At 35.6% G+C, this 26,739-nt stretch carries 36 protein-coding genes; 9 read left to right on the top strand and 27 right to left on the bottom strand.

Annotated elements, in window-relative coordinates; all coding sequences use genetic code 11:
• Positions 1–3 precede the first annotated feature (3 nt).
• The 18 genes from TERY_RS20535 to TERY_RS20470 form a co-directional block, all read right to left on the bottom strand.
• Complete coding sequence (locus tag TERY_RS20535) at positions 4–399, bottom strand: hypothetical protein (RefSeq protein WP_044136964.1); 396 nt, start codon at positions 397–399, stop codon at positions 4–6.
• Positions 400–571: 172 nt separating this feature from the next.
• Positions 572–1,012, bottom strand: coding sequence for a hypothetical protein (locus tag TERY_RS20530; RefSeq protein WP_011613588.1), 441 nt, complete (start codon positions 1,010–1,012; stop codon positions 572–574).
• A 20-nt stretch (positions 1,013–1,032) separates the two neighbouring features.
• A complete protein-coding gene (locus TERY_RS20525) occupies positions 1,033–1,494 on the bottom strand; it encodes a hypothetical protein (protein WP_044136963.1) in 462 nt (153 codons plus the stop codon).
• A complete protein-coding gene (locus TERY_RS20520; protein WP_155994529.1) occupies positions 1,484–2,050 on the bottom strand; it encodes a hypothetical protein in 567 nt (188 codons plus the stop codon). The genes TERY_RS20525 and TERY_RS20520 overlap by 11 nt, the downstream gene beginning before the upstream one ends.
• Positions 2,051–2,064: 14 nt before the next feature.
• Entirely contained in the window at positions 2,065–2,541 is a 477-nt protein-coding gene (locus TERY_RS20515) for a hypothetical protein (RefSeq protein WP_044136962.1), read from the bottom strand.
• 84 nt (positions 2,542–2,625) lie between these two features.
• A complete protein-coding gene (locus TERY_RS20510) occupies positions 2,626–3,294 on the bottom strand; it encodes a hypothetical protein (RefSeq protein WP_011613585.1) in 669 nt (222 codons plus the stop codon).
• Positions 3,291–3,737, bottom strand: coding sequence for a hypothetical protein (locus TERY_RS20505; RefSeq protein ID WP_155994527.1), 447 nt, complete (start codon positions 3,735–3,737; stop codon positions 3,291–3,293). Before TERY_RS20505 ends, TERY_RS20510 begins: the two co-directional genes overlap by 4 nt.
• Before the next feature lie 438 nt (positions 3,738–4,175).
• On the bottom strand, positions 4,176–4,820 hold the full coding sequence (locus TERY_RS20500) for a hypothetical protein (protein WP_011613584.1): 645 nt from the start codon (positions 4,818–4,820) through the stop codon (positions 4,176–4,178).
• Complete coding sequence (locus tag TERY_RS25775; RefSeq protein ID WP_011613583.1) at positions 4,817–5,209, bottom strand: hypothetical protein; 393 nt, start codon at positions 5,207–5,209, stop codon at positions 4,817–4,819. Before TERY_RS25775 ends, TERY_RS20500 begins: the two co-directional genes overlap by 4 nt.
• Positions 5,210–5,262: 53 nt before the next feature.
• Positions 5,263–5,445: a hypothetical protein gene (locus tag TERY_RS33705; RefSeq protein ID WP_044136960.1), complete on the bottom strand. Its 183-nt coding sequence runs from the start codon at positions 5,443–5,445 to the stop codon at positions 5,263–5,265.
• A 117-nt stretch (positions 5,446–5,562) separates the two neighbouring features.
• Positions 5,563–5,673, bottom strand: a complete 111-nt coding sequence (locus tag TERY_RS33700; protein WP_081432459.1) for a transposase — start codon at positions 5,671–5,673, stop codon at positions 5,563–5,565.
• The gene (locus TERY_RS33695; protein WP_052845848.1) at positions 5,666–6,028 is read right to left on the bottom strand and encodes a transposase; all 363 of its coding nucleotides are present in this window, start codon (positions 6,026–6,028) and stop codon (positions 5,666–5,668) included. The genes TERY_RS33700 and TERY_RS33695 overlap by 8 nt, the downstream gene beginning before the upstream one ends.
• A 186-nt stretch (positions 6,029–6,214) precedes the next feature.
• Positions 6,215–6,370: a helix-turn-helix domain-containing protein gene (locus tag TERY_RS35460; RefSeq protein WP_196797060.1), complete on the bottom strand. Its 156-nt coding sequence runs from the start codon at positions 6,368–6,370 to the stop codon at positions 6,215–6,217.
• A 17-nt stretch (positions 6,371–6,387) separates the two neighbouring features.
• Entirely contained in the window at positions 6,388–6,588 is a 201-nt protein-coding gene (locus TERY_RS35455; RefSeq protein ID WP_196797133.1) for a hypothetical protein, read from the bottom strand.
• Positions 6,589–6,679: 91 nt separating this feature from the next.
• The gene (locus TERY_RS35450) at positions 6,680–6,835 is read right to left on the bottom strand and encodes a helix-turn-helix domain-containing protein (protein ID WP_196797060.1); all 156 of its coding nucleotides are present in this window, start codon (positions 6,833–6,835) and stop codon (positions 6,680–6,682) included.
• 185 nt (positions 6,836–7,020) lie between these two features.
• A complete protein-coding gene (locus tag TERY_RS20480) occupies positions 7,021–7,446 on the bottom strand; it encodes a hypothetical protein (protein WP_196797132.1) in 426 nt (141 codons plus the stop codon).
• Position 7,447: 1 nt separating this feature from the next.
• Positions 7,448–7,792 (bottom strand): hypothetical protein, encoded by a 345-nt coding sequence (locus TERY_RS20475; RefSeq protein ID WP_155994525.1) that lies wholly within the window; start codon positions 7,790–7,792, stop codon positions 7,448–7,450.
• 89 nt (positions 7,793–7,881) lie between these two features.
• Positions 7,882–8,163, bottom strand: coding sequence for a hypothetical protein (locus TERY_RS20470; protein ID WP_011613580.1), 282 nt, complete (start codon positions 8,161–8,163; stop codon positions 7,882–7,884).
• Between the two features lie 180 nt (positions 8,164–8,343).
• On the opposite strand from TERY_RS20470, the gene TERY_RS37535 reads away from it, so the two are divergent.
• The 3 genes from TERY_RS37535 (at position 8,344) to TERY_RS35440 (ending at position 9,133) form a co-directional block, all read left to right on the top strand.
• A complete protein-coding gene (locus TERY_RS37535) occupies positions 8,344–8,592 on the top strand; it encodes a transposase family protein (RefSeq protein ID WP_011610837.1) in 249 nt (82 codons plus the stop codon).
• Positions 8,579–8,905 (top strand): transposase family protein, encoded by a 327-nt coding sequence (locus TERY_RS37530; protein WP_370495966.1) that lies wholly within the window; start codon positions 8,579–8,581, stop codon positions 8,903–8,905. Before TERY_RS37535 ends, TERY_RS37530 begins: the two co-directional genes overlap by 14 nt.
• Positions 8,906–8,977: 72 nt before the next feature.
• Positions 8,978–9,133 carry a hypothetical protein gene (locus TERY_RS35440; protein WP_196797131.1) on the top strand — a complete coding sequence of 52 codons (156 nt, stop codon included), beginning with the start codon at positions 8,978–8,980 and terminating at the stop codon, positions 9,131–9,133.
• 311 nt (positions 9,134–9,444) lie between these two features.
• Here TERY_RS35440 and TERY_RS20460 read toward each other — a convergent pair whose 3' ends face one another.
• Complete coding sequence (locus tag TERY_RS20460; protein ID WP_155994524.1) at positions 9,445–9,816, bottom strand: hypothetical protein; 372 nt, start codon at positions 9,814–9,816, stop codon at positions 9,445–9,447.
• Between the two features lie 465 nt (positions 9,817–10,281).
• On the opposite strand from TERY_RS20460, the gene TERY_RS20455 reads away from it, so the two are divergent.
• A complete protein-coding gene (locus TERY_RS20455) occupies positions 10,282–10,476 on the top strand; it encodes a hypothetical protein (RefSeq protein ID WP_044136957.1) in 195 nt (64 codons plus the stop codon).
• 1,105 nt (positions 10,477–11,581) lie between these two features.
• Here the strand turns inward: TERY_RS20455 and TERY_RS20450 are convergent.
• The 3 genes from TERY_RS20450 to TERY_RS20440 all read right to left on the bottom strand — a co-directional run bounded on the left by TERY_RS20450 (position 11,582) and on the right by TERY_RS20440 (position 17,580).
• Positions 11,582–14,122, bottom strand: a complete 2,541-nt coding sequence (locus tag TERY_RS20450; protein ID WP_011613578.1) for an AAA family ATPase — start codon at positions 14,120–14,122, stop codon at positions 11,582–11,584.
• 308 nt (positions 14,123–14,430) lie between these two features.
• On the bottom strand, positions 14,431–15,918 hold the full coding sequence (locus tag TERY_RS20445; RefSeq protein WP_011613577.1) for a hypothetical protein: 1,488 nt from the start codon (positions 15,916–15,918) through the stop codon (positions 14,431–14,433).
• Positions 15,919–16,188: 270 nt separating this feature from the next.
• On the bottom strand, positions 16,189–17,580 hold the full coding sequence (locus TERY_RS20440; protein ID WP_011613576.1) for a hypothetical protein: 1,392 nt from the start codon (positions 17,578–17,580) through the stop codon (positions 16,189–16,191).
• Between the two features lie 359 nt (positions 17,581–17,939).
• On the opposite strand from TERY_RS20440, the gene TERY_RS20435 reads away from it, so the two are divergent.
• Positions 17,940–18,974 carry a hypothetical protein gene (locus tag TERY_RS20435; RefSeq protein WP_011613575.1) on the top strand — a complete coding sequence of 345 codons (1,035 nt, stop codon included), beginning with the start codon at positions 17,940–17,942 and terminating at the stop codon, positions 18,972–18,974.
• A 108-nt stretch (positions 18,975–19,082) separates the two neighbouring features.
• Positions 19,083–20,048, top strand: a complete 966-nt coding sequence (locus TERY_RS20430) for a hypothetical protein (protein WP_196797130.1) — start codon at positions 19,083–19,085, stop codon at positions 20,046–20,048.
• 69 nt (positions 20,049–20,117) lie between these two features.
• On the opposite strand, the gene TERY_RS20425 is transcribed toward TERY_RS20430, so the two are convergent.
• Entirely contained in the window at positions 20,118–20,981 is an 864-nt protein-coding gene (locus TERY_RS20425; RefSeq protein WP_011613573.1) for a chromosome segregation ATPase-like protein, read from the bottom strand.
• 422 nt (positions 20,982–21,403) lie between these two features.
• Between TERY_RS20425 and TERY_RS20420 the strand changes: the two genes are divergently transcribed.
• The 3 genes from TERY_RS20420 (at position 21,404) to TERY_RS20410 (ending at position 24,825) form a co-directional block, all read left to right on the top strand.
• Positions 21,404–22,999 carry an Hsp70 family protein gene (locus TERY_RS20420; protein WP_011613572.1) on the top strand — a complete coding sequence of 532 codons (1,596 nt, stop codon included), beginning with the start codon at positions 21,404–21,406 and terminating at the stop codon, positions 22,997–22,999.
• A gap of 48 nt (positions 23,000–23,047) precedes the next feature.
• Positions 23,048–24,130 carry a hypothetical protein gene (locus TERY_RS20415; RefSeq protein WP_011613571.1) on the top strand — a complete coding sequence of 361 codons (1,083 nt, stop codon included), beginning with the start codon at positions 23,048–23,050 and terminating at the stop codon, positions 24,128–24,130.
• A gap of 92 nt (positions 24,131–24,222) precedes the next feature.
• Positions 24,223–24,825 carry a 4Fe-4S cluster-binding domain-containing protein gene (locus tag TERY_RS20410; RefSeq protein WP_011613570.1) on the top strand — a complete coding sequence of 201 codons (603 nt, stop codon included), beginning with the start codon at positions 24,223–24,225 and terminating at the stop codon, positions 24,823–24,825.
• Positions 24,826–24,855: 30 nt separating this feature from the next.
• Here the strand turns inward: TERY_RS20410 and TERY_RS20405 are convergent, their stop codons facing one another.
• The 4 genes from TERY_RS20405 to TERY_RS20390 are packed head-to-tail and all read right to left on the bottom strand — an operon-like array spanning position 24,856 to position 26,729.
• On the bottom strand, positions 24,856–25,257 hold the full coding sequence (locus tag TERY_RS20405) for a hypothetical protein (RefSeq protein WP_011613569.1): 402 nt from the start codon (positions 25,255–25,257) through the stop codon (positions 24,856–24,858).
• A 21-nt stretch (positions 25,258–25,278) separates the two neighbouring features.
• Positions 25,279–26,280, bottom strand: a complete 1,002-nt coding sequence (locus tag TERY_RS20400; RefSeq protein WP_011613568.1) for a hypothetical protein — start codon at positions 26,278–26,280, stop codon at positions 25,279–25,281.
• 10 nt (positions 26,281–26,290) lie between these two features.
• A complete protein-coding gene (locus TERY_RS20395) occupies positions 26,291–26,536 on the bottom strand; it encodes a hypothetical protein (RefSeq protein WP_011613567.1) in 246 nt (81 codons plus the stop codon).
• Positions 26,529–26,729 carry a hypothetical protein gene (locus tag TERY_RS20390; protein ID WP_052845847.1) on the bottom strand — a complete coding sequence of 67 codons (201 nt, stop codon included), beginning with the start codon at positions 26,727–26,729 and terminating at the stop codon, positions 26,529–26,531. The genes TERY_RS20395 and TERY_RS20390 overlap by 8 nt, the downstream gene beginning before the upstream one ends.
• Positions 26,730–26,739: the final 10 nt, after the last annotated feature.

The following is a 26,739-nucleotide window of genomic DNA, read 5'->3' as shown; positions in this document are numbered from 1 at the left end:
AAATTACCCCTCAAACATTTCACACTCAAGTATGCTGTAGTAAACGCAAATAAGCATTTCCTTTGGAAGTCTCATTTCAACGTTGCAGTCAAGTTTACATTTGCCTAGCAATTTAATGTTACCCACTTGTTGCGAAACGTTGCAAAGAATCTTATACTCTGAATTTGCTACGTCAAGCCACCTTAAGTGCTCGTTGATTGCTATTTTCTCAGTGGCTTCATATCCATTTATTCTCGCGCCTGTTACGTCGTTGTCTATTTCCAGGCTAAGACCTTTATTTAAGGCTTCGTCTAGGCGATCGCCCTCAAACAAATTGTCATAATCTTGTTTTGAAAAAAGCAATGCTATTCCCTTATTGTAAAGGCCAATAACATTGCATTTAATTGGTTCAGTTTTCATAAAAACATGGGTGCTCAGAATAGTAATGCAAAATTCTCAAAAAGCTTTCCTGATAAAATATACAGGATGATTAGAATCAATGATTTTAATGGCAATGCTATACATTTGTTACATTACATTGCCATTTTTAAATAAATAGATATCGCCTATTCATGGGAAGCATCGCATACTATCATTCTAAAACAGTAAACAAATTCATTGTTGATATTCTTTTAATTGACGTTTGGTAAATAAAAGCTACATAAACTTCTCCACGTTTTATTACTCCTCTTGCTGATAAAAAATCTGCTGGTAACTCATGCTCTGTTTTAGGGAAATAGTTTTTCGGCTTTCTGTAAATTATAGGGCGTAGTTTGTACTCTTTTCCCCAATGAGTTAGCTCCTGGGTCTCTCTTAGTTTTACCCTGTCCTTACTCTCCATGTAGTCGCTTAAAACTATCTGTTGAGGGTTTAAGTTATCCAGCTTTAGTACTACTGTTTTGTTACAGTAAGTTCCTCGCTTTATTTCATCCAAGTCATCCAATGGTATTAACCAACCTCTCCTTTTTGGATTGTCTGGGTTGTTAATATCACTTACACTTTTCCATGTTAGGTTGATTAATTCTTCAGTCATTGTTTTACCTAAAGCACTACCTATTCATGCGGAGCACCATGTTTTAGCCAGTGGCTATTGCCTGGGTTACTAGAACAAACGTAGTTTATGGCGTCTTCATCATGTTCTTCAAGCTTTACTATGTGAATAATAGAACATTTAAACTCAAACCTTTGTTCCTCTGATAAGTCAAGGTAAGTAGCGCCGTTTAGGCTAAACAAGGCCTGAAGTCCAGACATTTTTAGATTGTTAGCACAAAAGTCTTTTATAGCTTTTACTCTTTTTGCGCCGTCAACTATTATTTTGTTACAATCCTTTGTTGAGAATGGTGCTACGGTTATTGGACCGATGGGAATTCCAAGGAAAATTTTTTCAATAACTCTAGACTTCTCATCGTTGTCAAAGTCTACTGCTGGTTCTGTGTAAGGCGTTTCAATTAGCCATTCTATCCAACAGTAGTGTATTTCGTCTATGTTCCAAGGCTTTGTTAGTTCAACAGGCATTATTTACTCCATAGGCGTTTGACTTGCGTAAGTATGCCAGGATTTTGCCTTCGACTCGTGGGTTTAGTTCTAAAAGCCTGACAGTTGACCTGGTAATTTTCCTCTGCATTTGCACTGAGAAATCTTGATATTTTACACCTTTTGAGCTTTGTATTAGTTTCATTCCAAACAAAGAAAACTTATTACAAATAAAATCGCTCAATGCCATTACGACTTCTTCTCCAGTAATAATCTTTATAAACCGATCCTCATCGTATGTGTCAAGAGATACAACCCATATTGGGTTAATAGGTACTCCAAGTAACACATCTTCAATTACCCTTGACTTTTTCTCGATACCCCACTCTGATGTGAAGCCCGGGATTATGTTTGATACAAGGTTTTCTATGGGGATTTCTGTGTTTCTATAGTTTATGCGTCTTGAGACATCCCTAATTTCCTGCTCTATTACTAGAATGTCGTTTGGGGAGGAGACAGGTTTTCCTTCCTTTTTGTCGTAGGCTAAAGCTAAATAACCTATGTATTTTAAGTCAATCTCAGGGTCAAACTCTGACATCTTAAACTCGTAGGTCATAAACGAGTTATAAGCCCGAAAAACCTTGTTTTAAAGGATATCTTAGCTACTTTGTGAGACATTAGAAAGGCTACGTTCGCTCTTTTCTTTACTATCGTATCAAATAGGTGTTTATCTATTTTCTCAAAAAGCTTTACAAAATTTTCTGTAGAACGTTCCCTGTTTTCCTCCCACGAATACCTGTTTGTCTGGTAGTCTATTTCAAAGTAAAAAATGTTTAGCGCGTTCGCTAATTGGTTACTTTCTATTATATTTATGGGAGAATCTATTACCCTTATTTTTACAAGATTTGTAGGAAACTCTAAGCGGTTTTTTAGCTTTGAGTTCTCGTAATCTACACTTCTCAGGTATTCAGTACCACACTTTATAACAGACACAAAGAAACCTGTGTTCTGCTTGAAATCTTTGTTTATGCTTTCAAATACTTCTTCATCGGTAATCATAGTTGCTTTTTTCTCTGCTAATTGATACATTGTTAGTAGTTGCTTTACGACAAAAAGCTTGTGCCAAAATCGGTACAAGCTTTCTGTTGTTCAATTATTTAGTTGAATTAGGATTTATGCTGCAATAGAATATTCCTCTATAGCTGCGGGGAAACCACCGAATGTAATTATTTTGCTATTTATGTAGACTTCGACTTCCTTTAAGGGCTTAGTCCTGTTAGGATCCAAAAGTTCTCTCGAAAGATAACCTAACACCTTGTATTCACGAAGGAATTTATCTTTAAAAAGGTATCTCAGCATTTTATCGTACTCACCAACAGCGTAATATTTTTCAGCGCTTGTGTTAGTGTAGTCAAATCCTGTTATGGTATAACTTCCGTCATTGTTTAAGCAAGTATCAGAAGAAAATATTACGTTTCCTGATGGATACCTTACTATTGACGTTGAAATTTCTGAGTATAACACTCGTTTTATTATGTCTAGCGTTTCGTTTATTTTTGCCATTGTTACTTCATAGTATGAATCTATGTTATAGAACTCGACGTTTAAATTGTCAATTCTTAGTACAGTAATAGTGTAGTAGTAACTAGAATTATTAATATTCTTCATTACAGGTGTAACTGCATTAATAGCTTTTATTTTAGACTGTAATGTTTCCTTAGAATTAGTAACTATTACTGATGACTCTTCAGTTTTAATTAGTCTTATTTCTTCGTCGTAGAATCCTAGAATGCTTATCTGAAGTTTCTGGTTCTTACGGTCTTCTTCATTATCAAATCTCATCTGAAGCCTGTTATTGTTGTTCTAATAATATCTCTGTAATTATCTATGTCCCAACTAGTAGAAAAACATGAGATTATTACATTTGGTTTGACTAAAAACTTTCTATTTTCTAAGCTAATTATTGTTTCAACATTGGAAATTATTATCTTTTGATGTGGCGCTACAAAGCTAAATCTGCTTGATTGGCCAAAAGACTTTTCTACTATTATTTTTTTCCAAGATATTAAACATCTGCTTATGAAATTTCTAAGCCTTGAGTCACAGTTGTTGATGTTGTAAATTGTTGTAATATGTTTGGAAAAGCATTCTCTATTTAGGTTGACAGTTCCTATTTTCTGCCAAAGCTCATCAGGATTGAATACTTTTCCTAATATTACTGGATTTTCTTGTCTCATGTAGACGCAAACTCCTTTTGCTTTATAACTTTTAACGGAGTTTGCCACAGATACTTCTTAATCAGCTACACTTTTGGTTATGCTTTGAAACAAGTCAAAAGAAAACTGCCAAACACCTGGTATTGTTACTATTGATAACAACATTATGGTTATGGTCCATATAAGTGTTGTGTTTGTTTTTGGTTTAACAATAGTAATTGTGTTTGACGCTGCTAAGCTTGGTGCTTTTTTCAAAATAAATTACTCCTTTCTGTTTCGTAGTAATATGGTGAAATTCTTGTATCTCTGCCGTCTAATCTTGGATCTACTTTTGAGTCAAAGGGCTTAATAGAGTTTAAAGTAGAGGTTTCGTTGTATATGCTTTCTTGTGTGCAATTCGTTGGATCAAAATGTCCAATAAATTCTATAGCAAGTATTTCACTATTTATATTGTTACAAATACACTCCGTTAAAGTCAAAAAAAAAAATATACTCATTATAATACCTCTACCATCCTGCATATTCTTCTTCGTCGTTAAAATCATCTAGCTCAGTTTCTGGTTTATTAATTGGTTCATTAATTGGTTCATTAATTGGTTCATTAATTAGTTCAGTTTCTAGTTTGCTAGTTGGTTTAGTATCTGTCTCGCTAACTGGTTTAGGCTCTGTCTCACTAATTGAGTTATCAGTTGATTCTTCTATTAGCGTTACAGAAGAAACGTCTAATATTTCATCTTCACCTTTTTCTAGTGGTGGAGAAGTTACTATTGGCTTGCTCTCAGCAAGTTGATCGTCTTGCTTATTGAGTATTGCTGTTATCCAAGAAGTCTTTTGTCTAACAGATCCATATTCCTTAGCTTGCTTGACTGATAAATCAAGGTTAAAAGCAATTTCTTTAATGTCTTTCAGAGTTAACTTTACTAGGGATTCATAAGTGTGAGGCCCTTGACCACCGTCTGGGTTGTTTTCGTTGTTATTCCCTTTATTAGATGGTAAAGCTAACTTCTCTCTCTCGTCATAGTTACCTTCCTGAATATCTTTCATTTCTTTCCAGAAACTCTCTACCAGTTCAGGTTCCCCCGCCTCTACAGCAAGCTTTGTAGCTGATAAAGTTTGCTTAATGGCAGTAGCTAGAGCTCCTACAACAGTCAATTGCTTCTGATATCTTTGCTCGTTAACTGCTCTTGTTCTTCTTCAGGTAAATCTTTAAATCTAACTCCATTTAAACATTTTAACCTGTGCAAACCACTAAGAACCAAATCTTCGCAAACAAATGCCTTCAAAGCAGAGATTCTTTTTGCTCCGTCAATTGTTTCGGCGCAATAACCTACATCAAGCTGACCGCCTCTTGAAACAATATATATTGGATTTACTGGCAAACCAAGAAAAATCCACTCAATAAACTTTGACTGTTGTGATGGAAGCCACTTATGATTTAGCTCATAAAAAGGGTATATGCCTGCTAGAGTTTCTATGGAAAGGTGCTCTATTTTATACTGAAATCTTTTTCTCTCTTCTAATATTTGTTCTATTATTCCCATAGTTTTTCTGTTGTTTTCTTGGGTTAATTAGGGGCTAGATGCCCCATGCTTGATTAGTATGTTGATGCTGGTAAAGCTTTTATGTCACCATTGTTAAAGTCGTCTACTGAAAACAGTTCTTTGTTGTTTGCTCTTGCAATATTAAACTGTTTTTTTATTTCAGCATCGTTTTCACCATCTAGCCTCACAATATTTACAGCAATTTTCAGGTAAATAGACCACAGTGGTTGAACCAACCGAAGGCATCATCTTCAGTAATGAAATTTACAACTTCAGCCATTGCTTGCTCCAGTGATTCATGGGTACGTGCCTCACAAGAACGGAGAAATTGCTTCAGTTTCGACCAACAAAGCTCACACTTGTGATAAATCAGGAGAGTAAGGGGGCAAAAACTTGACTTGAGCACCGACGGACTCAATGGCAACTCTGACACGTTCAGCATGATGAACCTTGAGATTATCCATTACCACGATTGCCCCTTGCCACAACTGAGGTAGTAAGACCTGGGTTTAATAAAGTGATAAATACCTCAGTATTTGTACTTCCTGGTACAGTCATCGACGCAATCAGTCCATCCAGGTTCAAAGCACCAATCAAAGAAACATTTCCACCCTTGCTACCTGGGATACTACTACCAACAGCTCGTTCCCCATCTACGGCTCTGGCGAATAAACGAGACATTGACAAATTTATTCGGGCTTCATCAACAAATACTAAATTTCTGACATCAATTTTATCTAACCAACGTCGATAGTCATGTCTTAACTCTTGGACTCTTGGGGTATCTTGCTCACTGGCATAAAGACTTTTTTTTTGCACCGTAAGCCTAATTTTTCTACGGCGCGATGCATTGTGGAGATACTCACCCTAATTCCTGTTGTTTCTTGATAGCGAGCGCATAATTCTCTCAGCAATAAGTCATTTTTCTCCTCTACCAGAGATTTGATGATGTTGAGATTATCATAGGAAATTATTGGCTGCTGATATCCTCCACGTCGTTTGGCCTCAATTTGTCCAAGAGTGACGATAATGACGCAACAAATTTCGTACCATAGACAAGCTGACCTTAAATCTTTCAGCCAACTGACGTTGAGAGCCTTCTTTTGCTTCCCAAGCTATAATCACGCGACGACGCAAATCACTCGAATACGATACTGGCATTAAATTTAACAATTACATCAAACCCATTTTACCGCACTTTGTGGTTCAATTACCTGAAAAGTGCTGTAACTCTTGGACTCTTGGGGTATCTTGCTCACTGGCATAAAGACTTTTTTTTTGCACCGTAAGCCTAATTTTTCTACGGCGCGATGCATTGTGGAGATACTCACCCTAATTCCTGTTGTTTCTTGATAGCGAGCGCATAATTCTCTCAGCAATAAGTCATTTTTCTCCTCTACCAGAGATTTGATGATGTTGAGATTATCATAGGAAATTATTGGCTGCTGATATCCTCCACGTCGTTTGGCCTCAATTTGTCCAAGAGTGACGATAATGACGCAACAAATTTCGTACCATAGACAAGCTGACCTTAAATCTTTCAGCCAACTGACGTTGAGAGCCTTCTTTTGCTTCCCAAGCTATAATCACGCGACGACGCAAATCACTCGAATACGATACTGGCATTAAATTTAACAATTACATCAAACCCATTTTACCGCACTTTGTGGTTCAATTACCTGAAAAGTGCTGTAAAGTAGTGCCTGTATAAGCATTGTAACTTATACAGGCGGAAACCCATTATCCTGTGAATGAGATGATTTTAACCTCATCGTTAGTTCCAGCGAAGCTTATTTACAAGAGTTTAGCGCTCACATACGCTCCTGTAGAATTGGCTGAAACACATAGCAGTTGTTTCCAAAAGTAGACACTCTCCCCACTGCTATATACGTTATAAATATTGAACCTAAGTCTGATTTGATATGCTTCGTATCGACTTGTACTGCCTTTACATCATATTTTTGTATAACACTTTTAAAGTTAAACGTAATATTCTCGTACTCTTCAAACGGAGTTTCAAGTGGCAGAGAATTTATAAATGCTGCGAATATGTCAGCGTAAATTGTAAGCCTATTTTCCATCTCCGAAATAAGATTGTCAGAAATGTCTTTATAATAGACAACTGAAACTATATACTGCTCATTAACTTTGTCAACTACAATAAGCTTTTTCTGGCTAAAAGATTTGGTTACTTTCATATTTGCCCTATCGTTTAAAGCGAAGTTTTCACTTTTCATATCAATAAAATAAACTAGGCTCATCACTTTTTTCTGCGGTAGCTTCGTCAGGGTTTTCTGTAAATATGTATGTGTAGCCTAAATGATTTGATATTTTACTATCTCCATACACAACATCAACACTACTATCCTTCCAGTCGTGGTCTGGATAGTCTTTGTCGACTTTCACCGCTTTCACAGTAAGACGCTTTGCTACTTCTGAAAAGTTGTAGACCAACTCTTCTTTCTCGGTTTGGGGAAGCCCAGGGTTAATAGTATTAACATAAGCTGCAAACACATCTCCATATTGTTCTAACGCTTCAACTACTGCCTTTATAAACTTAAATTTGTGAGAGCAGTCTAACATTATGAAGAAGTTGTCGTTGTGGGTTTTAGTTATCTCTAAAAATTTTTTAAAATCACTGGAAATTGAAACTACAGCATTGTTATCTTCTATCATACTTGACCCTCCAGATATTTTTTTTTAAACATATATACATAACCCAAGTACAAACAAGCTGTTGTCTCTGGGCCAATTAAGAAGTCACCGTAACCGACAGTTACTGGATGACCTTTCCAATCATGTTTTTCCCTGTCTGGATAGACTTCTACTACTTCTACTTGAAGACTTTCTATATCTACATCGAAGCTGTAAACCTTTTGAATCTTCTCTTTTCTAGTTGATAGAAATTCAATAGCATCAGCATAAGCAGCAAATACATCGCCATGTTTTCCCAATAACTCTATTACTTTATTAGTAGAGTTGTTGGGAAATAAGGTAAAATAATTTCAGAAAAAATTTGCCATAAAAATGCTAAATATTGAACGAGCCTTAAAACAAGACAGATTACTCAGAGCATTAACACCCATTAAACCGTAAAGCATTTGAATCTTTCTTGGAGTCCTTTGGGCAAATGTATGAGCAAACATTGCACTCGCTCACCTCGTCAACGCTCTGTTGGAGGAGGTCTTTTGGCTCGTTTACGCACTCTACAAGACAAATTGTTTGACATTCTCTTCTACTTTAAATGTTACCCGACTTTTGACTTAGCTGGTATCTTGTTTGATATCGACCGTAGTCAAGCACATTATTGGGTTCATCGCTTACAAACTATGTTAGAAGCAGCCTTGGGAGAAAAAAAGGCGCGATGCATTGCGTCAAATTAACAGTGTCCAAGGATTCATAGAGCGTTTCCCTCGAGTAGAACGAGTGATAATGGATGGCACAGAACGGCCAGTACAAAGACCAACTCACTCTGAAAAACCAAAACTGAATTATTCAGGAAAAAAAAAGCGTCACACTCGCAAACATCTAGTAGCAGTTAATCAAAACAAGAAAGTGCTGGTATTGAGTCAGGCACGAGAAGGAAAGCTGCATGAAGCGAAGTTCCATGACCAGGAAAAATTGATAGGAAATATACCTCTAGAGATTCCGATAGAAGTAGACAGTGGTTTCCAAGGTCTCCACGCATCAGTATGAAAATATCCGAATCCCCCATAAAAAACCAAAAGGGGGAGAGTTAAGTGAGCAACAAAAACAGATTTTCGGAAATTGAGTCAATCAAGGGTAGTCTGTGAAAACGCCTTGGCGGGCGTCAAGCGTTATGGAGCTGTCAGTCAGATTTCTCGTAATCACAAGTATGATTTTGATGACAAATTAATGCTAACAGCAACTGGTGAGTGGAACTTATATCTGATGACAGCATAAGTAGTCAAATTACTAGGGAAATATGTCAAGTTTTCGTTTGAGTTTTTTCTCTCCTAAGTTATTTCCCAACAACTCTAGTGAATGTAGAGTCAAAAGCCATGGCTGTTAAAATTTTGTATTTCCCGTCTTTCTTGTTTATGTCTAAGAAAACATTAGAGTGTTCTATTGATGGTGCATCTGTTATAATATTCATGATATTACCTAGCTTTGTTTTTTGTAGCATGTTCATGGGGTAGCTTTTTTTTACGAGCTACCCCATTACTTCTTAATGTTTGTTAGATGGGGTCTTTTTTACCCTAAGCCACTTAACTTTACCCTTTCGGCGAAGCCTCAGTGCACTTCATAATAAAAACAGATCCACCATGAATTGTGACAATTGCATCTTCTGAGCTTAAGTCTTCTACACTAGCACCAGACCAATTAGGCAGTGGCTCGTTATTGAACTTTCTTTTGGTCTTTGCGTTTGATATTTTTGCGTGTTTTACTGAAATATTCTCTGCTATTTTTGACCAATCATAAACTTTTCCCCAGGCATCATCGTATTCGAGACCGCCTAGTTCCAGCGAGTTTGTATAAGCTGCAAATACTTGCCCATACTTTGTGAGGTTTTCGTATATATAGATTAGTTCTTTAATACCAGTTTCGGCTTCTACGTCTACATAGTAATCGTCGATGGACCACACTATTTTTACAGACACTTTTCTAACGTAAGGTAGTCGGTCTGCTGTAGTTACTTTCATTATGATTTGTCCCTTTTTACTCACATACTAAAGCGAAGCTTCTATATTGCTTTGCTATTTATTGGAGTGAATATATATATCTGGCCTAAATGTTCTGCAACCACAGCACCTTCACAGATAACATTTACTTTGTGGGCCTTCCAGTCATGAGTTTTAAAGTTTTTTTTCACGAGTGTACTACCAATTTATATTAATGGTATTACTATAGGCATAAAAATATAGGTAGCTGACATTAATGTTATGATGATTAATTGAAATAAAATTATGTTTAGCATTAATCCCATTGAGCAAGCAAGATTAGATGGAGGTGAAATTTGAGTTTGGGATGGTAATAAAACTCCTGCTAGTTTCCTGAAACACTTTGGTCATATTTGGGATACTAAATTTCCTGTGGAGAAAACTTTTAATATGTTTTCAGAAAACATCAATGTACTAGAATTTGTTAGCAAATATCATCTAACAGTCAAAGGTGCTATTTTAAAAGATAAAGATATAGTTTTCATTGATGCCTTATTGAAAGGATTTGGAGATGGGTTGGTTTCTACTTTAGAGAACACCCTACTTCTTGATGGAGACGACTTAATGGCTAGGGTTTTAAGGTAGGTTACTAGGCAAACGCACATAAAACTTAATATAAGTAGGACTTACATTTTATTACTAACTCACCAATAGCATCCGTGGAAAACATTTTCATTTTTTAATAGATCCCTGTGTAGAACATAGTGTTAATCATCTTCTGATTGATGTGGTAATCATTCCTATTTGTGCTGTGATTTGTGGCGCCAATAATTAGACATCTTTAAAAATACTTAAGAATTAAGAGTAACCATCTTTCAAGGAATTGTCATCTAATCCCCTAGATAGTCATTTTTTTTTTACATTATTTATGGTGTTAGATATAGTTACTTTTAATTATTCACCATACTAGACAGTATTAAAAAACAGAATTTTATTATTATATGAATAGTGAATTATAGATAATCATAATATTATTAATTATCTATTTAATTCTAGTTAATAACTAAAACTTTTTGATTATGTTTAAGGTTTAGGTAATTAATAGTAATTACTTCTTTGCTAAGACTATAGAATTTTATTCTATAGATAAAATAAGCCTGTGATCACAAAGAAATTTTGGTATTTGGAGTTATGAATAAGAGAAGATTATTTAGTTTTTTTAATACCATTAATGTTTCAGAAATAAAACTATAGTATTCATGAGAAAACAAAAATGATAAAAACTCTTAATCAGTATTTGCTTTTTCACTACCTAAAATTATAGTTGTTTTTAAATCTAGATGATTATTTTAAATCAGTCTGAATTAACCTACATACATTAAAATTCAAAACTTGAAATATGAGGTCTCACATATTTAATATTAATATTATCCATGATTTATATATCCATGATTTATGCAAAAACATTAATTATAGTGTAAATGCATTAAATATTTGGTACATAATAAACAAGACTTACGCAAAAAGTTATATGAATTATCATCATAATTTATAAATTAAACAAATTAATTCTATAGAACACAAAAAATTAGTGGGATATTTTGGGCAAACCATGGATTTTTTTTGGTAGCAGAACATAATTGATAAACTACACTCCTGTTGATAGGGTCAATTAATTTTCTTAAGAATTCTATAGTCTTTTATTCATACTTACACCCAGGATTAGAATCGGGTAAACCTGTTAGAGTTACTATTTATTTAATTTATACTTATTCGGAATATCTTCTATAGTAAATTTAAGCATTTTTTCACCCAAAAGATTATATTGTACAATCCGATTTTTTAATCTTTTTACCATCTGTTCGTAAAGGTTGCGAACATCACGAGCATTGCCAAAATTTGCACCACGATTTTGATACATATATGTAAAAATATTCCCTAAAACTACTGATACATTCGACGGACAAATACGCTGATCCCGATGACACATACTCAGAAAAATTTGTAGCATTTCTCTACCAGAATAATCAGGAAATTCTATTCTGTAAGCAACGCGAGATTCTATACCAGGATTTGCTGCTATAAACTGTTCCATTTCACGAGAATAACCGGCAAATATTGCTACCATACGATCGCGATAATTCTCCAATGCTGGCACTAAAGTATCGATCGCCTCTGGACCAAAATCATTTGCCGAACTCCCCCTTGTTAAAGCATAAGCTTCGTCCACAAACAAAACTCCATCCAAAGCAGACTTCACCACTTCAGCAGTTTTAATTGCGGTCTGACCAACATATTCTGCTACTAGATCCCTACGAACTACTTCAGTAAAATGTCCCTGACGCAACAACCCTAAAGCTTTAAAAATCTTCCCCACTAATCGCGCTACAGTAGTTTTACCTGTTCCCGGATTTCCTGAAAATATCATGTGTAATGTCTCAGTTCCACCCGCTGGCAACCCTGCTGCTTCCAACTGTTGGTTTGCTAACTGATTATTGACTATCTCTCGAATTGCTGATTTGACGGAATTTAAACCAATTTTATTTTCTAATTCCTCTAACAAATCTGCTAAATTCTCCTCTTTACTACCACCTGCTTGATACTGGGGTGGCAAGTCTTCAACCTGAAACGGTTCTCGAATAGGGTCAAGATTTGCTTCTATTACCCGAGATGCTCGTAAATTATCCATTTTATTAAATAGATTTTCCACTAAACCAGCATTGCCAAAATTCTCATTGCGACTTTCATACAACTGCGTCAATAATTTTCTCAAAGTATCTTCTAACTGAGGCGCAATAGAAGACTGTACCCGCGAGACTCGCTGACGAAAAATTGTTAGCAATTCTTCTGGGGTATAATCCTCAAACACAATTTCTGTTGCCAAGCGTCGCTGCAAACCAGGATTAGAATTAATAAACTCATCCATCGGTGTTGGATATCCTGCCACAATGACAGCTAGTCGATCGCGATTATCTTCCATCCTTTTTAATAATGTATCGATCGCTTCCTGACCAAAATCTGCATTACCACCTTGACTCAAAGTATAAGCTTCGTCAATAAACAGCACTCCGTCTAAAGCATCATCTACTGCTTCATTAGTTTGAATTGCAGTTTGCCCCACATAACCTGCCACTAAATCTCCCCGTGCTACTTCCCGCACATGACCTCGAGCCAGTAATCCTAAGTCGCGATATATTTCCCCAATTAACCTGGCTACAGTGGTTTTGCCAGTGCCGGGATTACCCTTAAATACTAGATGTAAGCGGGGTGATTCTTGTGTTAATCCTTGCCGTTGGCGATCGCTCTCAACTTCCAATTTGCGCATCCACCCTCGAATTTTATCTTTAACTGTCTGTAAACCAATCATTTGTTCTAATCGCTCTAAAGCTGGTTGAGTGCTAATATTCCCAGAGAGCCAATTTTGCTGTCGTGCTTGAGTTAGAGAAATTTCTTCCGAAGTTAAATAGCGATCGTACCAATAATTTAAAGAGCGATTTTCTGCTGCCATATATACTGGTAAGGATTCAACACTTTTCCAATCTACAGGTTTTTGATGTTCTAGTCGAAAATAATTTTGTAGAGCGATAATTTCTCCAATATTGGGTCCGTTTAGACGATGAAAATTGAACCATTGTGTATGTGAGCGATCGCGATTAGCCATGAGATTAGCTAAAAATGTCAATCCTATTGTCTGGCAAAACTGTTGTAGCTCGGAACGGTTTTCGTGGTGAAAAATCAAAATACAAATATTGTGATTGCTTGGAGGTAGTCGAGACCAATTCACAAATCGCCCAAATAACTCACGTTTATTATCAAATTCTGCTAGGTCTTCGGCGTTAGAGAAAACGATGGCTGATTTTTGTTGGTTATCTGTCATCACTTTTTCCCAGATTGGTATAACTTGAGTATCTTGTAATCTTGGTGTTGCTGAATTCGTGGGCGCAGGTGTGGGTGTCGGTTTTTCTTGCTCTAACAAGCGACGTTTCCGCCCCAGGGGACCAGATTTTACTCGCATTTTTGGTGCTGGTGCAGAATTATGGGCTGTATTTTGAGGCTGCTGGCGACAGAGATCGCGGGATTGTTGATCGAGAAAGTAGAGTTTTTGCACTCCTGAATAAAAGAGAATTCTCTGAAAATTTTGAGATTGCAGATATTGATGCAATACTTGTTCAATGTCTTGTAATAGAAGGTCGGGGGTACAAAAACTGTCGCTGGTATTACTACCATAGAGGATGAGGAAGCGATCGCCAAATTGTAAATTTAATCCTGTTGTAATTCTTTCTACAGTCATTTTTAACAATTTAATATTTTATTGAGCGGGGGTATGGGTAGAGAGGTTGGATACAACGTCCCTACATATAACAATAACAGGACTTACGCACCAAGCGCCATATCTAGTAATGGTTAACGGCTGTTAAGCCCTACAGATGGGGTATATTTTCATTAGGACTTACGCAAAAAAACCGGTTTCTACAGTAAATCGTTGTTTTTAACACATAAATATCTAGGAAAAACCAGGTTTGCGGAGTTTGCCTTCGTAAGTCCTGTTCATATTTTGTGTACGTCCTGAATAATCAACAATAACTAGGGTGGTAATTCTCAACTATTTCTTCCTCTTTCCCCTTTTTTTACTTCTTGAGAACGCTGCTGTACTTCTCTCATGTTATAATAATCCTGTCGTGCTTCTTGATTGCACTCCACATCCCCAACACCCTGAACTTTCTCCTGTTCTAAAGAATCAAAAATCGCCTTAGCATTTTCCTGAGTTGCTGTCTCATCAACCAAGGTTTGACTAAAAGAATTAATCGAAACTGAATTTGTTCCAAACTCTTTTTCTGGACTAATAACTGTTACCACTTCATCCCCAGCAATGTTTTTCACCTTTACTACATAAGCATTCCGCTCGTCATCTCCTTCATAAACTGCATCATCAGAATTTACCAAAGTATATCCTAAAGAATCTAAAACTTCCACAACGCGATCGGCAATTTCCGCTCGCAACTGAGAACCTAAAATTGCCAACTTTGCCTGTTCCACAATTTCTCCTAAAGTTGGTTGTAAAGCGGTAATTTCTGCTCCTAACTGTATTACTTGTTCTGTACTTAAGGTTAATTCTCCAGCTTTTAGTCGCGACTCTAATTCAGCAAGTTGCTCCTCGTATTTACTCAAACGCCCATCAACCCAATAATCTACTTCAAACTTAAACTTCTCAGTCTCACTATCTTTACCAACTTCAATTTCACATTCTCGGTTGGCTTGCACTTCAGCAATTAAACTCCGCAAATCTTCCCAGGCTGAATTATACAGTAATTGCCACTCTTGTTCTTTCTGCTCCAACTCCAAGCGCAAATCTGCTAAGTCTAAATAAGTTTGTTGGGCATTAGCGATCGCTGCCTCATTCACCCCAGACTGAATATTACTCCTGGCCATTTCCAGTCCCCGACGCAAATCTGCTAATTTTCCTGGTGCAAATCTTTCGTGTTGATAATCCCGATTAATTTGTTCCCAAACTGTCTCTACATCTGCTAGCATATCGGTAGCAAGTTGTGCTTTGCGCTCTCTCTCTTCCTGTATATTGGCCACGACCTGTTTAATTTGTTCCTGTCGAGCTTGTCGCTCCTCATCAATCAATTGAGTGAATTTAGTGTCCTGGTGTTCGAGCAACTGAATATATTCTTGTCTCTGTTGCTGAGTAATTTGCAAATATTCGCGACGTTGTGACTCAAAACCTTGAGCCATGGCAGACTCCAAACGATTAGTTTCTCTTTGTAGGGCCTGCTTTTGGCGAGATTCTGATTCTTTTACTGCAGTTTGAAATTCTTCTCGTTGTCTTTGTAAGCGTTTTTGAGTTTGTTTTTCCAAATCTTTTAAACCACTTTTGAGCTTTTGAGTTTCTTGTTCTTGCTGGCGAGCGCGATTTTCCAGTGGTGCCAGTCGTTGTTGAAATTCTTGTCGTGCTTGTTCTCTTACAGCATTCAATCGCTCGGGCAAATCATTTTGTACCGAACGTAAGCGACTTTCTTGTTCTCGTAGTCTTCGTAACTCTTGTTCTTCAACCCTGACATATTTACATTTTTCACCGCTCATAATTTTTCTCCTCTTTTTATTTGAGTAATATCAAATTCGCTTACAGCCGTTTTTATTTTAGTAGACTACAGTAGGGACATTCCTAGGAATTTCCCTACAAGGTTTTGGTTGTGGCGATGTGGTTTATCAATCTCAAAAGCCCTATAATTATGGATGTCATCAGACATAACACTCACAAAACTTAAACATAACTACCATATATAGTAGGGGTTTAACGGCAGTCAACACCTACAAATGGTATATTATTTCATCTTTGGCTTAAGTCGTAACTCAGTTAGAATTAGGATTTACTGGCATTTTAGGCATTTGAAATTGGATAGTAGTTTCTTCTTCAGAAAATCCAAAACCATAATCTATCTTTTTCTCTGCTTCTAAGCTTTTTTGGCGTTTAATTTCTTTTTGTAGCCAATTTACAAGTTGATGATAATGTTCTGGCGGCACCATCCACTCAGTATTTTCCTGGTTTCTTATTACCCACAACCTTCTTGGCTCTCTTAGCTTATCAATGAATGCTCGGACTGGATTTTGCATATTATCATAATTTCTATATTTTTGCGTCAGTGCTGAATAATTAATAGTATGTGGTTCTATTTCCAAGATAGCATAGTAAAAATCGTTGAGAAAATTTGAACCTTTTCCTTTCACGTTCAAAGTCACATATTCTACCGCAGCCTGCAAATCCTCGTCTTCTGCTAGGAAAGACTCTCTACTAGCATTATCTACTTTGGCAGACGATTTTTTAATATCTCTAATAAAATTAGCGATAGAATTACCAACAATAGCAATAGGAGAGCGACGTTCTTCGGGTGGTATCAACTTGACAACAATTGCTGTTCCCAACATAATTGCCATCCCATCTACTCCTATTGCAATTATCAAAGCTAGGAGAGCAGCTTCCTCCTGATTCTTTACTACTTTAAGATATGGGGCAAGTAAGGAAAATTCCAAGTCTTCATCTATATAGTCACCACGCTTTAATTCAGGATAATTATTACGAAAGTTTTCTGGTGCCGAAGATAGAGCTTTTCTATCCTTGTTCAAAATATCCACTGGTTTGAGGTCTCTGCTCTTGTATTCAAACAATGGGCGAAGTTGATTAACTGTATTCAGAAAATTTTTAGCTTCGATCTCTTTCTCTAGAGCTAGCTTATCAAATTTCCTTGCTTGATCTCCATAACCAATCAATCCAGTGTCAATACCTCTGTCTTTTTCTGCTTTGGCAGTTTCTCTAAGAGTTAAAGCTTCTTGTTGTAAATCTCGAAGATGGTCTTCCATTGGCGTGTATACCTCTGAAATTAATCTATTATGAGCTTTGAGTGCCATATCCATACCCCGCTTTTCATTGGTTCCTTGAGCTAGTTTGTCATAATAAGTAAAAAAGCTAGTATAAACACTGGCGGTAGCTAATACCATAATCGCTAACCATTTGCGTAAAGGAGTACGATTGGCCGCTAATCCTGCTTGTAAGATGAACAACATTAGTTGAACAGCACCGCCAAGAGTCCAAGCTAAATATTTGATTGGTAATATTTGCATGGCTCCCAAGATAGTTGTGGCACCACTACCAAGGTTGAAAAAAGTCAGTACAACCATTAAGGCTATATCACGCTCTTCTTGGGGTTTATTCTGACGACGAGAGCGAGGTCGAATGCGATTTGTCATAATTAGTTTATTTTTTTATCTTAAAATAATTGTAATATTCTAGGTTCTTAACAATAGACATCTCTCCAAATTATCTACCTTTTTTCATACCTTATGTATGTAGAATATTGATGTAGGTAGAATATTGAATTTAACACTCTATATTCTTTTTGAAATGTCTAATGGACAGTTTTAACGAAAATATTCCAAATCTTGCAGTTAATTATAACAGTTATTATGATAGTAGAGATATTTAATATATCGAAAATTCCTATTCGTATGCGAGGAGTTGGCAAAGAGGTCTTCATTTGAAAACTCAATAAAACAGTAGATAATATATAAATTAGTGTCCCTAAATACAAAGCTAGAGGTATAAATTTATGGACTTATGGTCTGTAATAGTTTACGGTAGAACCAAAGAAGCCGATTATCGTTTTCTGGCCATTCCCAATGATTTTGGAATAGAAGAAAAGAATTGGGCACGCAAATATATTCATGGGACTACAGTCTATGCAGAGAAGTTACGGGGGAATCCTCGTTGGTCTCTATTTAAGAATCATAAGCATTGTATTTTCGGCGTGACTTGTATGGTTAGGGAGTTAATTGGTTCCGAACCAGAATATAAATATCTGGCCAAGGATGCTGCTGGGCGATCGCTCCATATTTTCGTTGGTTATGTTGCTAGAATCAACAAATATTCTTTTAATTCATTGAAGATTTTGCCTGGCTTAGAAGACCTTGAATTTTTTAAGTCTGAGTATTTACTAACATCTTTAAAAAACCTGTGGTATCTAAAAGATTACCAATTTACTAAAGGAAAGATTCATGCATATCCGTATGAGTTAGTACTAAATTATTCTAATGTGACAGAATTTAGAGATTATATTAATGTCTTAAATAAATCTATAAACCCAAATTTTATACCATGCTCGGAAGGAGAAAATCAAGCTTTTATTTGCCCTGACGAACCAGAATATAGACACAATTTGTGGGAAAGTTGTTGTAAGTTCTTTGATTATCCATATAAATATATAACTCTTTCTCTTTGCCTAGGTATTCCTCGAAAGCAAGATGTTTTACAAGGACCATTTTTAAATGCTACAACTTCTGACGCAACTCAACTTATAAAGTTAGTTAAACCGAATTCAAAAGTCATAAATGATTCCTTAAAACCTGACATTAAAGATGATTCCAATAGCACAAAAGATGTCTATAATAATTCAATAGATACTTTTGCAAAAAGATTATCAGATTCTATTTTCTGGAAACATATAACTTGGATATTATTAATCTCAGCTTTTCTTTTTTTTATGCTCTTATTTATCTTTAAAATATATATCTTAGATATATTTATAAGTATATTAATTGGTTTTTATCTAGGAAGAGTATTTGAGAACAGTACAACTAAAAATTGAATGACTTCAAAAACCAAAAATAAAAGCAACTATCGTTGATCTTAAAATTTATATATACCAATTAGTTAAGTTAGAAAGAGCAACATGTCTGAGAAAATTAAAATTTTGATGCTAGGAGATTCAAGTTCAGGCAAAACCTGCTTTATGTTAGGAATGTATGCAGCTATTCAAAATGGTAGTAAATTCAGTCTCAAGGCAACCGATCCAGATGAAGGCGTTGAAATGGCTACTTTATGGTCAACGATCGTGGGCGAATCTGGTGAGGAACGTTGGCCTCGAGGTACCGATACACCTCAAATTTACAACTTTGAACTTTGCTACGCATACAAATCATTAATAGAGTTTGAATGGCTGGACTACCGTGGCGGTTCTATGTTAGACATATCCAGTGATGATAACGTTAGGACACTTAGAAATTATGCTGCTGAATCTAATGGCTTATTCTTCTGTATATCAGGCAAAGATTTAAGGGAGCCAGTTACTGAGGCTAATCTGCAAAAGATTGCAATGGAAAGTAAAGCTAACCTCATGGGTCAGTATCTGCAATATTTGAATATCAATAGAAGACCAGCTCGAAAAAAAACTTTTCCAATTGTTATTATTGTTACTAAGTATGACTATTGTTATCATAGAAACAAAATAGAATTAATGGAAGATGTCAAAAAAATGTTTCCTCCTTTGTTTGCTCCTAACTCTGATTGGTTAGTAATGATCTGTCCAGTTACTTTAGGTAAGGAGCTTGCTAAAAATAGCGATAATGGAAAAATTGAACCTAGAAATCTTGATATTCCTGTAGCTTTTGTCTTATATTGTATCCTGACAGAACAAGCACGAATACAGGATGAAAAACTCACAGAAATTGATGATCAACTTGAGGTTCTGGAAAGTAATTTATTTAATCGATGGATTAATAGACGTAGAATTCAGAGACTGAACGAAAGTTTAGGACAAGCAGAAATGCAATTACAAAAAACTATAGAAATGATAAATGTACTGGCTAGAGAACAAGATTTAAGTAGTACAGATATTTATTTAAGTGGAAAAAAGATCCAAATTGATTGGGATTTGAGTTAATTTTTAGAGTCGTACAAAATAAATTTCCTCATCGAGAATAGCAATAGGAAACTAGAGGTTAATGAGTAATTAGTTTTCTATATCCCATATATTTCTTTTTCCTCTTAAGTTTGTACTTGGTTGTTGCGATCGCAAAGATAATAATTCTTGTTCAAGTTCTTCTAATTCTCTTTTCTTTTCAGATAACTCATTTTTCACATTTGATAGTTCTTGATTTAACTGTTTTACTTGAGACAAAAAACTTTTGTTTTCTTGCTCCAGTCTCTCATTTTCAGTTTGCAAGTTAAAAGACTTGTTATGAGACGAATCTAACTGATTTTCTACTTCTTTTTTCTGAGTTTGTAAGTCAAAGTATTGTTTATTTAACCCTTCTATTTTAGACAACAATCCCTTATTTTCTGCCTTTAAATTTTCTATTTCAATTTGCAGTTGGTAACATTGACCATCTACTTCTATTTTCTGAGTTTGCAAGTCAGAATGTTGTTGATTTAACTCTTGTATTTGAGATAAAAATTCTATCTTTTCTCCCTCCAAATTTTCTATTTTACTTTGGAGTTGGGAACATTTATTCTCGGAATTTTCTAATTGCTCTTCTACTTCTTTTTTACGAGTTTGTAAGTCAGAATATTGTTGATTCAACCCTTCTATCCTAAACAAACAATCTCTATTTTCTGCCTCCAAATTTTCTATTTTTAATTGGGCATCAGAGAATTGAAATTGTTGTTGAGATAGATCGGATTTATATTGCCCTGATTGAGATTCCATTTTCTGCCATAAATTCTTAGCCCAATAAATTTTATCCCGTTCCTTCTGAACAAAAGACTCTGGTAATTCAAAACTTATCGGATATGGAGTTAAATCCCAACCACAAGTAGCGCAATAATTAACCTCTCCTTTCGTAAATTTAGTATCACATATGGGACATTGTTCCATACTATTTAATTCTTTTTATGAGTCAATATAATACTCGTAATAGTATATCATAATTAAAATTCCAAATATTTACTATACAAATTATGAAACTATTACCAATAATATTTTAATCTTGCCACTTGAGGTAGTCTTATACCAATTTGTCCATAGGTTGTAACATTTTATAAAAAAGGGGTTTTGTCTCCATAAAAGCCCGAAAATGGGATTTATATAACCAAATCCCTACAGTTTTTTTTCACAAATCATTGACGATTGCTATATACTAAGTAATACCAAAATTCATAAATTATGGAACCATTAGAGTAGCTCTTCAGATTAAATGGCGATCAAAAAAATCCCTAACTGAACTATATGGTTCTATAGACTCATTTACTTTCTCTCTTCCTTTTTCCTTCTTCCTACTTTTTTCTTCTTTATATATTATGAAAATTGGCTTAGATTTCGGAACTACTAATTCAATTATTTCTTTTATTACTAACGATAAACCTGAAGCTTATTCCTATCCACCATTAAATGGAGAAAAGTATATTCCTTCTTTCATTGCCTATGACTTAGAAGGTATTGAAATAGGGTCTTCAGCTCGGAAAATTGCTGTCTACGATCCTGAGATTGAAACTTACGGTCAATTTAAAATGCGATTGCCGTTACCAGAATCTGAATTTAATCAATATTTTAAGAATAATCGTACTCCTATCAGTGTTACTATTGATTACTTAAAAGAACTATTAATTTCTCCAGATAATGACTATAGTTTTACTAAAGAACAAGGAGAAATTTCACGTTTAGTTGTTTCAGTGCCAGAAATTTGGCAGCGGGATATTTATAATCTCGGTAGGGAACGTTTACAGGAGTTAATTAAGAAAGATTTAGGATTAGAAAAACAACTAATTCAACTGGTAAGCGAACCTATAGCAGCAGCATCTTATTATGCTTGGGAAATGCAGCGTCGTGCTCAGGAAGAAAATACTAATCCTTTTCAGGGTAACTTATTAGTTTGCGACATGGGAGGTGGGACATTTGATGTGAGTTTATGTCGAATTTATAGCAACAATAAAATTGAAGTTCTCTACTTTGATGGAGAAGGAGATAAAGGGTTAGAATCTGCTGGGGTTGCTTTCGATAAAAATATTGTTCAAATAGCATATCAAAAACAATTTGGTGAACAGATTCAGGAAAATGATTCAAAGTTTATTCGCTTACTTAGAGAATTTGAAAATGTTAAAATTGCTAATCATGTAAAAGCTACTAGAAGACTCATAAATTATTTGGATGCTCCAGAAGACAAAGCTAATGATGAAGCTTATAAATTTGGTGAAGGATATTCGGTTTCTTTAGAGGAGGTTCAGAAAGCATTTACTCCTATTGCTCAAGGAATTCAAAAAGTTATGAAACGAGTTATTGAGCAAATTAAAATCCAAGGTTATTCAATAGATCGTTTATTTATGGTGGGTGGATTTTCTCAGTTTATTTTAGTGCAAGAAGAGATTAAAAATATTTTGGGTTTTGAGAGAAATGATGTGCGAATTGAGCAAAGTTTTAATATTACTAATAGTGCTTATGCTATCTCTTATGGTGCTTGTTTGATTGCTAATGGTTTAGTTGAGCCTACAGAAAAATATGTTCATACTTTAGGTATTATCTTAGAAACAATTGCTCTTACAGGAGAAAGAGATAAAATAAATATTCCTTTGATTAAAGGAGGTTCTAGTTTAGATAGTTTGGCAGAGACAAATTTTTATGAGAAAGAAATTGAACCAATAGAACGACGAGTAACTGTTACTTTGTGGGTCCAAATTCAATCTAAAGGTTTTAAACATCAAAACTCTCTGGCAGATATGATTGAGTTACCTAATTATTCTCCTAATACAAAATATCGAGTTGGTATGAAGGTAGACCGCTCTCACATAGCTTATTTAGTAATCGAAAGTCAAGGAGGAGAAAGCAAAATTGAATATGAGTTGGGTGAGATAATTTCTAAAATGTTTCCTGGTTATATACTCAAACCTGATGAGGATTGAAAATATAATATTTGTCTGATATTTACCTACTATACCTATTATTAAGTGATGAATTTACTACCAGAACAACAACAAGAAATGCAACAAGAAATACAACGATTTATTAGACTAATTCAGAAATTTCAGCTATCTAAAAATTTCACGGAATTTGATACCATTAAATTGCCTTTTGAATTGGTAGAATTAGGAGTAATTTTATGGAAAATGTGCTTTACTGCTGAAATCTTACAACAGGTAGCAGATACTGATTCAGATACTTTGGAAGCTTGGGCGATCGCTCTGAGAAAAACCCTGGATATACAATTAGAAGTTCTCAATAATTGGTTGCCTCATTTAGAAGAGTTGTCAGTTCCACCCAAAATGAGAGATAAAATTAATAATGGTTTTGCATCTATTCAAAAAATTACTCAAGAAAAATCTCAGCTACTAGAGTCAGCAAAAATTCTGTTTGACCAAGAGGCAGAACTACTGCAAAAAAGTCAGGAATTGCAAAACTTAAAACAAAAAGAAAAGCACCTACAGAAAATAGAAATAGAACTCAAAGAAACGGATATTAATAATTTACAAGAAGCTCTCGAATCTCAAGCTGCTTACCTAGAACCACAAAAGCAAAAGTTAGCATCTCTACAGAGACAAAAGGCAGAATTGGATGATCGAATAACTGCTCTAGAACATCAGCAAACTACTCTGAGGGAAGAGATTGAATACTGGCAGTCTCGGCAAAATAATCGAGAAATTAAAACTACGGAAACTGTGAAGGAATTAATAACTATAACTCAACAACAAAGAGAAGATTTATCAGCTGCTTTATCCAGAGAGTTAAATCTTCTCCAAGAACAAAGAAATCAACTCTCAAAGCAACAACAAGAATATGTTTCGGTGCAGGAGCAATTACAAGCGGCAAATGCTGAATTTCAAAAGTATCAAACTGCTACTGAGGAAGCTTTAGCTATTATAAATACCCATTATCAATCTAATAAGGCTCTAGGAACTTTACTACCAATAGACCAGAATAAAGTTGAAAAAATGATGGAAAATATCCGAAATTTATTATCAGAAATTGATGGAGAATTGGCTGAAGCTCGTCGTCAGAATGAACAAGCTAAAACGAAAAATTCTATTATTTTATAATTAGAATCAGGAATACAAAATCAAGCAAAAATGCTAATTGCTTTTGGTGCTACTTATGCTAAATATTCAATTAATTTTGTACAGGTACTGATATGACTTTACTCAATATTGCTGAAATATGTTCTGCTACTCGTACTTTAGGTCCTGGCCAAAGATTTGCGATCTGGGTACAAGGTTGCTGTTTTAACTGCAAGGGTTGTGTTTCTCCCGAATGGATACCTCAAACACAAGCTACTTTGATAGAGCCAAAAAAGTTAGCTGAGATGATTTTGTCGGTTCCCGGTACTGAAGGTGTCACGGTTTCAGGAGGAGAACCAATGTTACAAGCGATCGCTCTGAGGGAATTATTCATCTATCTTCGCCAGGGTCGTCAGATTTCAATTATTTGTTTTACGGGTTTTTCTCTTCAGCAGTTGCAAAGTCAATCAGATCAGGCAATTGATGATATTCTGACTTTAGTAGATGTTCTCATTGACGGACAATATATTGAGCAATTAAATGATAATAAAGGTTGGCGAGGTTCCTCTAATCAGGTGGTTCATTTTCTCTCACCCCGTCATTTATCGGAAGCGAGTCTGTTTTTGGAAAGAAAACGGGATGTGGAAATTCATCTACGGCATGATTCGGCATTGATGGTGGGTGTTCCTACAGATGACTTTTCTAAGTCTTTTAAGCAGGTCATTGATAGGGTTTGAATATAGCTTTGAATATAGCAATAAGTTGGGTTAACCACAACTGCGGTTAGCTTGTTGAATTAATTCGTCAATATTAAGCAATTCTGCTTGAGTTAAACCATAATATTCTATAGACAGATCATAAGAATGATTAGCTTGTTTTACTTCTTGCTTTTCTCGTTCTAAGAAATGTTCAACTTTTTGGGAGTAGCGATCGGCTTCTAAAGCGTATTCTTTTGCCTTTTTCAACTCATTCTTAGCTTTTTCTAAACCTTGAACCTGTTTTTCCATAAATTCTATCATTTTCTGTTCATCATCTTCGTGGGGGTTAAGATAACGATGGTTAAGAGTTTTTGCTGCCTCATCTTGCCACGAACCTCGAATATCTTTACGATACTCTTGTAAAGTGCGCGATCGCTGTTTCATTCTCCAAAGGGTGTCTCCCATTTCCATCTGTTTTACTCTCCAAATTGTTTAAAATAAAGGTGGACGATTTAACTCAATCAAACTTTCTACCCTATCCTCTAATTCTCTGGAAACTGCTACTTCTAGGCGTTGGGCAAGGTTTCCTAAGTTTTCTGCTTCTTTAAAGTCACTTCTAGCTTCTTCTGTCAGTTTTTGCGCTGTATTAACGGCTAAAGACATTAAATTTGCTATTTCCTGCTCATTTTTTGCTTCAATTTGTGCTCTTTCCACTTCACGTTTGGCAGCATGAGCATTTTCTAAACTGCGTTCGGCAAAACTGAGGGCGGAATTAGCATGATTTAAAGCAATATTTGCTGTGCGAACAGCTTGTCTAGAATATCCCACAGCACTACGACAACAATTTACCCTTACTTGTGCTTGGGCCAATTCATCCCTTGCTCCCGCTTCTTCTTCAATGGCTTGATTTAAAGATTGAATAGCATCTTTACACGCATTTTTTGCTCGAATCACTCTTGCTTCCTGACGATAGCAATTTGGGGCATGATATCGCCCCTTATCATCAGTAGAACCAGAATTTTGGCAAAGGCTGAGGGCCACTTGTGCGTTCTGTAATTCTAATTCTGCGTTGCGTACATCAATTTCTGCTTTTTTTCTTTCCTCTATAGCGCATTGTAATCTAGCTTCTGCTTTTTCTAACCAAGCCAGCGCAAGATTTAACTCAGTTTGCCAATTCTTTAAGGTTGATTGCGCCTGATGTTCACTGTTTTCTGCTTGTCTTAAATTTTGTTGAGCATTTTCCAACCCTTGATAACAATTAGACAACAATTGAGCGACTTCATCATTAGCCTGATCGACTGCTTTTTGATCATTGCTTGCCTGATCTTGAATAATTGCAGCATTATATTGAGCTTGTATAACTTTTTCTTCTGCTTGATTTTGATACCATGACATATCAGTTGAAGTCTCACGGGTGGTAATTGTCCACCGTTTGAGTTCTTCAAGTAAGTCATTGAGCAGGATAATGAGAATACGGGGATCTTGAATGGTCATATTAAATCAATTAGGCATTTTCAGTGATTTCTCGGATAAAATAAAGTATTGTTTCTATCTTGCCAACAGAATCTTCAAAATCGGCCATGGTTTTTGTCCAAACTTCTTTGAAATCTTCTGCTGCTGATCCTTCATAGACATCATTTAGCGATCGCCATGCTGTTTCTAGCATCTCAAATTCTTCCTTAAGAACCAGCAAATGCTGATTTAAGGCAGTTTCATAGGATAAAAGTGCATTTTTCAGAGAATTATCCACCGCTTAAATACCTCTTTAATACTTGTAATTTATAGTTTAAAAAATCTGTATAGGAAGGACTTTGACGATTTAGATAATTTTTTATTTGTTCTTGCACAGGTAACCATAGCTGTTCGTGTTGACGACGGTTTTCGCCTCCCCAATGAGGGGAAAGATCCTCGTAAGCAGTTTCTACCTCTTTCCAAGACGACATAGTGGTAATA

Source organism: Trichodesmium erythraeum IMS101, assembly GCF_000014265.1.
In the GTDB taxonomy this organism is placed as follows: domain Bacteria; phylum Cyanobacteriota; class Cyanobacteriia; order Cyanobacteriales; family Microcoleaceae; genus Trichodesmium; species Trichodesmium erythraeum.
The sequence above is the reverse complement of the archived record's forward strand: the minus strand, read 5'-3'. Positions and strand labels throughout refer to the sequence as shown.